This window comes from Paenibacillus sp. Soil522, from assembly GCF_001428245.1.
Taxonomy (GTDB): Bacteria; Bacillota; Bacilli; order Paenibacillales; family Paenibacillaceae; genus Pristimantibacillus.
The window spans coordinates 67,883-74,382 of record NZ_LMRV01000041.1; the positions used below are offsets into that span (position 1 = coordinate 67,883).

The 6,500-nt window shown below is 51.9% G+C and carries 5 protein-coding genes, 1 rRNA gene and 1 riboswitch; of the genes, 5 read left to right on the forward strand and 1 reads right to left on the reverse strand.

Annotated elements, in window-relative coordinates:
- Positions 1 to 55 precede the first annotated feature (55 nt).
- The 4 genes from ASG81_RS12995 (at position 56) to ASG81_RS13010 (ending at position 5,182) form a co-directional block, all read left to right on the forward strand.
- Positions 56 to 541, forward strand: a complete 486-nt coding sequence (locus ASG81_RS12995) for a MarR family winged helix-turn-helix transcriptional regulator (protein WP_056634523.1) — start codon at positions 56 to 58, stop codon at positions 539 to 541.
- A 15-nt stretch (positions 542 to 556) separates the two neighbouring features.
- Positions 557 to 2,284: an ABC transporter ATP-binding protein gene (locus ASG81_RS13000; RefSeq protein ID WP_056634526.1), complete on the forward strand. Its 1,728-nt coding sequence runs from the start codon at positions 557 to 559 to the stop codon at positions 2,282 to 2,284.
- On the forward strand, positions 2,281 to 4,296 hold the full coding sequence (locus tag ASG81_RS13005) for an ABC transporter ATP-binding protein (RefSeq protein WP_081417313.1): 2,016 nt from the start codon (positions 2,281 to 2,283) through the stop codon (positions 4,294 to 4,296). The genes ASG81_RS13000 and ASG81_RS13005 overlap by 4 nt, the downstream gene beginning before the upstream one ends.
- Positions 4,297 to 4,852: 556 nt before the next feature.
- Entirely contained in the window at positions 4,853 to 5,182 is a 330-nt protein-coding gene (locus ASG81_RS13010) for a helix-turn-helix domain-containing protein (protein WP_056634529.1), read from the forward strand.
- Between the two features lie 14 nt (positions 5,183 to 5,196).
- Here the strand turns inward: ASG81_RS13010 and ASG81_RS30860 are convergent, their stop codons facing one another.
- Positions 5,197 to 5,373 (reverse strand): anti-repressor SinI family protein, encoded by a 177-nt coding sequence (locus ASG81_RS30860; RefSeq protein WP_327205166.1) that lies wholly within the window; start codon positions 5,371 to 5,373, stop codon positions 5,197 to 5,199.
- Positions 5,371 to 5,452, reverse strand: a riboswitch (cyclic di-GMP riboswitch). It overlaps the preceding gene by 3 nt.
- Before the next feature lie 959 nt (positions 5,453 to 6,411).
- Here ASG81_RS30860 and ASG81_RS13015 point away from each other — a divergent pair.
- Positions 6,412 to 6,500 (forward strand): 16S ribosomal RNA (locus ASG81_RS13015); the annotation flags it as partial.

Genomic DNA, 6,500 nt, shown 5'->3' on the forward strand with positions numbered 1-6,500 from the left:
GTTAGCTAAGTAAATAATTTAGTTTGCTTAATTAATCATCAGAGGAGCAACTACCATGACAACCGATGACAACCAGACGTCCCACGCCCTGATCCAATCATTCCGACAGATGCGTCACATTAACTTGAGCGGCCGGAAGCCGGTAGAAGGATGCACGCAGGCAGAGACGATGATGCTATTTATTCTCCACCGCTCCATGGAGGAGGGATCGACCGGTCTCAAGGCGTCGGTGCTCAGCCAGATTATGCGCGTCACCCAGCCCACCGTATCGCAGATGGTCAACGTGCTCGAAGCCAGAGGCTTGGTGGAGCGGACCGCCGACACGCAAGACAGGCGGGTCGTACGAATCAAGCTGTCCGAAGAAGGACAGCGCATTATCAAGGTGGTCCTGGACGCGATGTATGAAGGGACCAAAGACTTGATCCGTCATCTGGGCGAAGAGCGCACCCATCTGCTGATCGAGATGCTTAATGACGTGTTCCAGTACTACAACGAACGGTCGCCGCTGTGCCACAGGCCGGACCAAACCCCATCCGAATGAGGTGAGCAAGAAAACATGTTGAAACTGTTTCGTTTTATGAAGCCGTACCGCATTCCTGTCATCTTTGTCCTCGTACTCGTCTTTCTTCAAACGTTATCCGATCTTTATTTGCCAACGCTCATGGCGGACATCATTGATAAAGGCGTCGTAACCGGCGATACCCCCTACATTTGGCGGATCGGCGGCGTGATGCTGCTTATTGCCACGCTGGGCGGCGTTTGCGCGATCGGCGCCAGCTACATGTCGGCAAAAGCAGCCGGCGGGTTCGGGCGTGATTTGCGCAGACGCGTGTTCGCGCACGTGGAGCAGTTCTCGCTAAATGAGTTCGACAAGATCGGCACCGCCTCGCTCATTACCCGAACGACGAACGACATTACGCAGGTGCAGATGGTACTGACGATGCTCATGCGCGTCATGGTAATGGCACCACTCATGTGCTTCGGCGGCATCATCATGGCATTGTCCAAAGACGTCATGCTGTCATGGGTCCTCATCACCGTCGTACCGCTGCTTGCGCTGCTCATCTTTGCCATTGTCAGCCGGAGCGTGCCGCACTTTAAGGCGATGCAGACGAAAATCGATAAGCTGAATCTCGTCCTGCGCGAGAATCTGACCGGCATCCGCGTCATCCGCTCGTTCAACCGGACTGCCCATGAGCAGAAGCGGTTCGACGGCGCGAACGCCGATTTGACCGAGACGTCGATTAAAGTAAACCGCCTCATGGCGAGCCTCATGCCGGTTATGATGCTCGTCCTGAACTTCGCGAGCATCGCGCTCATCTACTTTGGGGGCAGGCGCATCGAAAGCGGCCAAATGGAAGTCGGCGACTTGATCGCCTTCATCCAGTACGCGTGGCAGATCATGTTCGCTCTTATTTTCGCCTCGATGATGTTCGTCATGGTGCCGCGCGCTTCAGCGTCGGCCGCCCGCATTAACGAAGTGCTGGATATGAATCCGGATATCAAGGATACCGCCGACGGATCGAAGAAGGCGGTTGCCGCCGGCACGGTCGCTTTCGATAACGTCAGCTTCTACTATCCGGGCGCGGAAATGCCGGCGCTGTCAAACATTTCGTTTACGGCGAAACCCGGCGAAGTGACGGCTATTATCGGCGGCACCGGTTCGGGCAAATCGACACTGCTGAATCTCATCCCGCGTTTCTATGACGTCAATGAGGGAAGCGTCCACATCGGCGGCGTCGACGTCCGCGAGTTGACGCAGGAGCAGCTGCGGGCGCAGATCGGCCTCGTACCGCAGAAAGCGCTGCTCTTTACCGGCACGATCACGAACAATATCCGCTTCGGGAAAGAAGATGCAACGGAAGAGGAAGTGTGGCATGCCGCCAGGGTCGCGCAAGCAGCGGATTTCGTCGCGGGTATGCCGGACGGTTACGATTCGGTGCTCGCCCAGGGCGGAACGAACGTCTCCGGCGGGCAGAAGCAGCGGCTTTCCATCGCCAGGGCGCTCGTGCGCAAAGCGCGAATCTATTTGTTCGATGACAGCTTCTCCGCGCTCGACTTCAAGACCGATGCCATGCTGAGGGAAGCGCTGCGCGCCGAAACGACCGAATCGACCGTGCTCATCGTCGCCCAACGGGTCAGCACCGTAATGAACGCCGACCGGATCATCGTCCTCGACGAAGGACGAATCGCCGCCATCGGCACCCACCGCGAGCTGCTTCGGTCGTGCGATGTATACCGCGAAATCGTCTTGTCACAGCTATCGGAGGAGGAGATCGCATGAGCGAGCAGCATCGCGGACCGCAAGGCCAAGGGGGCACGGGAGAGCCCGGCGGCGGAACGGGTCGGCCTGGCGGACCTGGCGGACCTGGCGGACCTGGCGGAAGCATTGGGCCCGCCAGTTTCGGCTTCGGACCCGGGCGCGGAGGGCCGGCCGGTATGGGGATGCCCGTACAGAAGGCAAAAGATTTCAAAGGCGCTTTACGGCGATTGCTCGGCTACTTGAAACCGCATCAATTTTCGCTAATCGTCGTGTTCGCCACCGCCGTGCTCAGCACCGTTTTCTCCATCCTCGGCCCGAAAATTATGGGTAAGGCGACAACGGAGCTGTTCGAGGGCATGATGGGCATTATCAATAAGGTGCCGGGTGCATCGATTGATTTCAGTTATATTGGGGACATTTTGCTCGTTCTGGCGGGTCTCTATCTGATCAGCGCGATGTTCAGCTACATTCAGCAGTATGTCATGGCCGGCGTCGCCCAGAAAACGGTCTACGATCTGCGCAAGGACGTGAACGAGAAGCTGGCGAAGCTGCCGCTCAAGTTCTACGACTCCCGTACGCACGGGGAAATTCTGAGCCGCGCCGTCAATGACGTCGACAACATCAGCGGCACGCTGCAGCAGAGTTTAACGCAATTCATTACCGCGATTGTAACGCTTATCGGCGTTATCGTCATGATGCTGACGATTAGCCCGCTCATGACACTTATCACGGTCGTGACGCTGCCGCTCAGCATGATCGCGATCAAGATGATCGCCGGCAAATCGCAGACGTATTTTAAAGGCCAGCAGAAGTCGCTTGGCGAGCTGAATGGCCACGTCGAGGAAATGTACACCGGCCACCCGATCGTCAAAGCGTTCGGTCATGAAGCGAAATCGATCCGCCAGTTCGACGACGTGAACGAGAAGCTGTACGAGTCCGGCTGGCGCGCGCAGTTTGTCTCCGGCATGATCATGCCGATCATGGGCGTCATCGGCAATATCGGCTACGTGCTCGTCAGCGTCGCAGGCGGCATTCTCGTACTGCGCAAGGCGATCGAAATCGGTGACGTGCAGGCATTCATCTCGTATTCCCGCCAATTTACGATGCCAATCACGCAAACCGCGCAAATCGCCAATATTATTCAATCGACGATCGCTTCGGCGGAGCGCGTGTTCGAGCTTCTTGACGAGGTGGAGGAAGTACCGGAGGCGGTGAACGCCGCTCGCGTCGCCCTTCCCGGCAGGGCGCCGGCGGCTGCAGACGGCGGCGTGCTGATGCCGCAGGGCAACGTCCGCTTCGAGCATGTGAAGTTCGGCTACAGCGGAGATATCCCGCTTATCGAGGATATGAGCATCGATGTCCGCGCAGGCCAGACGATCGCCATCGTCGGTCCGACCGGCGCCGGCAAGACGACGCTCATCAATCTGCTGATGCGGTTCTACGAGCTCGGCGACGGACGCATTACGGTCGACGGCGTCAACATTACCGAGCTGAAGCGCGGCGACCTGCGTAGTCTTTTCGGGATGGTGCTCCAGGATACGTGGCTGTTCAACGGCACGATCCGCGACAACATCGCCTACGGACGCGCCGGGGCGACGGAGGCCGAGGTCGTGCAGGCGGCGAGAGCGGCGTATGCAGACCATTTTATCCGGACGCTGCCTGAAGGGTACGACACGGTGCTGAACGAGGAAGCGTCTAACATTTCACAGGGACAAAAACAGCTGCTAACGATCGCCCGGGCGATTCTCGCCGATCCGTCGATTCTCATCCTCGACGAGGCGACAAGCAGCGTCGACACGCGGACGGAGATCCACATCCAGCGGGCGATGAACGAGCTGATGCAGGGACGCACGAGCTTCGTGATCGCGCACCGGCTGTCAACGATCCGTGACGCCGATCTAATCCTCGTCATGAACCGCGGCACCGTCATCGAGCACGGTACCCACGAGGAACTGCTCGCGAAGGGCGGCTTCTATGCCGACTTGTACGAGAGCCAGTTCACCGGACGCAAGGTGCGGGGCGAGGTTGTGTAGCAGCAGACGAGTGCAATCGATACAACACAAGAAGAAACCGCAGATGCTAAACGCGAACCGTTAGCGCGCTCTTCGCGCCGGGTTCTGTATCGTTTTGGCGTATTCCAAAATAAAAGCGGCAGGGTCATCACGACCTTGCCGCTTTTTCATGTTCCTCCACATTTTACATGCCGATTGCTGAAATAAAGGATAGAGAAACAGGACGTATGCCGTAACGAATTTAGACGTTTTAATAATAGACTGAATAAATGATGTATTGAAAAAAGCGTCAGTCTAAGACTTTATTTTCTTCTGGCACTAGCGTTGCATAAGACTCACACTACAAATTAAGACAAAATTATGATAATACTAATGCAACGCTAGTGAAAATGGAGAAATACCACTGTGACACCCTTATTCACTCAGGTCTCTCCGAATCATATAGCATAGAAATATTTTCTGCCATTTCGAATCATCCACTTATATTTGTAAGCGGTTTCTTAATGTTCGTTTCAAATAAAAAATATCGTTATAATAGAGAGTAGTCAACAATAATGTGAGGACGGAGGGGGTTGCAATGATCGGAGAACGTATTAAGATGCTACGCAAGAGAAATGGCTTATCACTGACCGAGCTCTCCCAAAGAGCCGGTGTCGCGAAATCTTACTTAAGCTCTATTGAACGAGGGCTTCAACAAAATCCTTCGATTCAGTTTCTCAAAAAGGTAAGCGTTGTATTGAAAGTTACAGTTGAAGAATTTTTGAATATCGATCAGTCTGAGCAAAAGGTTGGACATCTTGAACAAGAATGGTCCGAATTGGTAAGAGAGGCTGTGGCCTTTGGTATCAGTAAGGATCAGTTTAAAGAATTTTTGGAATTTAATAAGTGGAAGAGTAAGCGCGAATAACGTTTTATTTGTTATTAAACAGCCGTTTCTTGAGTGTCATCCTTATCACTTAGGCACAGAAAAACTTTACGCACGTCTTCTATCGTAAACCCCATTGATCGCGCGCTTTTTATTAGGGCTACCCATTCCAAATCCAAGTCCTGATTATCCTCTGATTTTACAAGTCCCATAATCTTATGTCCCCCATTCATTTTGGGACGGTTGCATCACTGACTCCTTACGTTTAAGATGCCCAGATACTAAACGCATTTCAACGTCTCCCTTTTACTTCTTCATTTGATTTCTATATCTATTATAAATCAGCTCTTTTACGCATGTTATCGCTTCATGTCTCACAAAAATGATAGATTATTTCATTTTTTGTCGAATTGATTATAAAGGACACATAATGCTTTTTTACTTGTCTTACTAATTCGCTTGACTTGGGATATTTCTTTAACTTTCCTGCCCGTTTAATGACCCATCCCGTCTAATACTTTTTTCTTTCAACACCCGTCTTAAGCAATACAGCTTCTTCTTCCGGTGCGGCGTCCGCTATTGCATTGCCCGGAGCTTTTTATTGCTGCCCGTGAAAATTTATGTTCTGGATGAGCTCCAAAATACAAACTGAAGAATATTAACATAAAATACTTTACAGAACATACATTCTGTGAAGTGAAATAGAAACTCTGGAGGTTGCCGCAGGAATGAACAGCGGCAAGCTCATTCATCTCCTCCCGAGTCTTACAATGAAGAGCGGTCAAAGATGACAAGAGAGGCAGTCGACAACTATGGTCGGCTGCTTTTTCCTTGCTAGGTGTTTATGAAGTTTCTTCCTAATCTTCTGAATAGATATTTTAGACCGCCTAGGATTAACCAGAAAGAACTGCTATCGCTTCGTTCCATCATCGTTCCTAAAAGAATCTGGCTATTTCAGTGAAGCAAAACCTTTGCACGCCCGAATCGAATTTTTCAAAGAAATACTCGTTTTATCGTAGCCATCTATTCGCATGTGATCACATAGAACCTCTCAAGCGCGTCATGATATGTCGAAAATAATAAATTAATTTTAAAAAAGACTTGCAATACTAGAAAGATACGTGGTATATTCTTATTCCGGCCAAAAAACACACCGGGACGAAAGAAAAAAGATTGCTCTTTGAAAACTGAACAACGAGTAATAACTGCCTCGCAAATCCTTCGGGATAAGCGAAAAAAGCGATTAAAAAGTAATGAGCATTTCAAACACCAATTTGGAGAGTTTGATCCTGGCTCAGGACGAACGCTGGCGGCGTGCCTAATACATGCAAGTCGAGCGGATCTTGTCCTTCGGGACAAG

Coding starts and splice junctions, on each gene's coding strand:
- ASG81_RS12995 (WP_056634523.1), top strand. CDS start 56: ATGACAACCGATGACAACCAGACGTCCCACGCCCTGATCCAATCATTC.
- ASG81_RS13000 (WP_056634526.1), top strand. CDS start 557: ATGTTGAAACTGTTTCGTTTTATGAAGCCGTACCGCATTCCTGTCATC.
- ASG81_RS13005 (WP_081417313.1), top strand. CDS start 2,281: ATGAGCGAGCAGCATCGCGGACCGCAAGGCCAAGGGGGCACGGGAGAG.
- ASG81_RS13010 (WP_056634529.1), top strand. CDS start 4,853: ATGATCGGAGAACGTATTAAGATGCTACGCAAGAGAAATGGCTTATCA.
- ASG81_RS30860 (WP_327205166.1), bottom strand. CDS start 5,373: ATGAATGGGGGACATAAGATTATGGGACTTGTAAAATCAGAGGATAAT.